We start from the raw sequence: 379 nt of genomic DNA, 5'->3' as shown, positions 1-379 counted from the left end.
GCTCCGCACTGGCCAAACGCCGTGCCGAAGCTCCCGAAGCCAAACTACCCGCCGCGGTCACCGCTGACGCCAAGTAACCGATGAAAATCGAATCCACGCAAAAGCCCTTCCTCCTCGCCGCGGAAGGCGTGAACAAACAGTTCAGCGGCTTCAAGGCCATCACCAACCTGAACTTCTACCTGGATGCCGGCGAGCTGCGCACGGTCATCGGCCCCAACGGCGCCGGCAAAACGACCTTCCTGGATCTGATCACCGGCCGGACCAAACCGGACACGGGCAAGATCGAATTCGAAGGCGCGCACGACGTGACGCGGATGAACGAATACCAGATCTACCGGCTCGGGATTGGGCGGAAATTCCAGACGCCCACGGTCTATAC

Annotated in this window: 1 protein-coding gene; it reads left to right on the top strand. The window is 60.9% G+C overall.

Annotation, left to right across the window (positions count from 1 at the left end; all coding sequences use genetic code 11):
- Positions 1-80 precede the first annotated feature (80 nt).
- Positions 81-379, top strand: a 299-nt coding sequence (locus D7Y13_RS44985) for an ATP-binding cassette domain-containing protein (protein ID WP_120631193.1), incomplete at its 3' end; no start/stop codon positions are given.

This window comes from Corallococcus praedator (genome assembly GCF_003612125.1).
In the GTDB taxonomy this organism is placed as follows: domain Bacteria; phylum Myxococcota; class Myxococcia; order Myxococcales; family Myxococcaceae; genus Corallococcus; species Corallococcus praedator.
This window is presented reverse-complemented; position numbering and strand designations above follow the sequence as displayed.